General features: G+C 65.1%; 1 protein-coding gene. It reads left to right on the top strand.

What is annotated here, in order from left to right; genetic code table 11:
• Positions 1 to 111 precede the first annotated feature (111 nt).
• On the top strand, positions 112 to 1,084 hold a 973-nt coding region (locus tag AB4Z27_RS29115), incomplete at its 3' end, for a Bug family tripartite tricarboxylate transporter substrate binding protein (protein ID WP_177219918.1).

Here is a 1,084-nt window from a genome sequence, read left to right as displayed (position 1 = left end):
ACTCCCCAGGGTGCTGGGCCTACTGTACCGAAAACGTTTTCGAAACAGCGGGACCGGGCTAGCGGGATATGTTTAGGCTTGCGGGTTCGATCCAGCACCCTGGGGATGACCATGAAACGCTTGAAGCTCTTCTTTTCGATCCTGACCGTATGCTGCGCGGGCAGTGCCGGTGCACAGACGGCCGACTGGCCGCACAAGCCGGTCAGGCTGGTAGTGCCTTATGCCGCAGGCGGCCCGGTCGACAATCTGGCGCGCGCACTCTCGGCGCAGCTCGCCACGCTTTGGGGCCAGCCGGTGGTGGTGGACAACCGGCCGGGCGGCAATGAGGTCATTGGCGCGGCGGCGGTGGCCAAGTCGCCGGGCGATGGCTACACCCTGCTGCTGGCCACCGATGCCGCCGCCACCTTGAATCTGTACGTGTTCAAGAAGCTTCCGTACGACCCGATCAAGGAACTGGCGCCGATCACGCGGGTGGCCATGGCCAATATGGCAATCGCCGTCTCGCCGTCGCTGCCGGTGACGGACCTGCGCAGCTTCGTGGCCTATGTGAAGGCGCATCCCGGCCAGGTGAGCTACGGCTCGGCGGGCATTGGCAATACCACCCACCTCGCGCTGGCGTGGTTCGCCAAGGAGAACGGGCTGGAAATGGTCCATGTACCGTACAAGGGTCTCGCGCCGGCCCTGCAGGACGTGATGGGCGGCACCATCCAGGTGACGATTGGCGCGGGGTCAGTGGTCGGCCCGTTCGCGCAGGGCGGCAAGGTCAAGGCGCTGGGCATCAACGGGGCCAAGCGGGCTTCGATCCTGCCAACTGTGCCGACGTTTGCTGAAGCGGGGTATCCGAAGCTCGACGCCAGCTTCCCGTTCAGCCTGCTCGCCCCGGGTGGCACCCCGGAGGCGCTGCGCCAGAAGATCTACGCTGACGTGAAGAAGGTGGTCATGAACCCGCAATTCCGCAGTGACAATCTCGAGAAATACGCGCTGGACCCGGTGCTGGACTCGCCCCAGGAATACGCCAAGGCGCTGGTCAAGGACCGTGCGCTGGCGGTGGAGAAGGTCAAGGCCTCCGGCGCCCAGTTGGACT

Origin of the sequence: Cupriavidus sp. KB_39 (assembly GCF_052114485.1) — a bacterium.
GTDB lineage: Bacteria > Pseudomonadota > Gammaproteobacteria > Burkholderiales > Burkholderiaceae > Cupriavidus.
The sequence above is the reverse complement of the archived record's forward strand: the minus strand, read 5'-3'. Positions and strand labels throughout refer to the sequence as shown.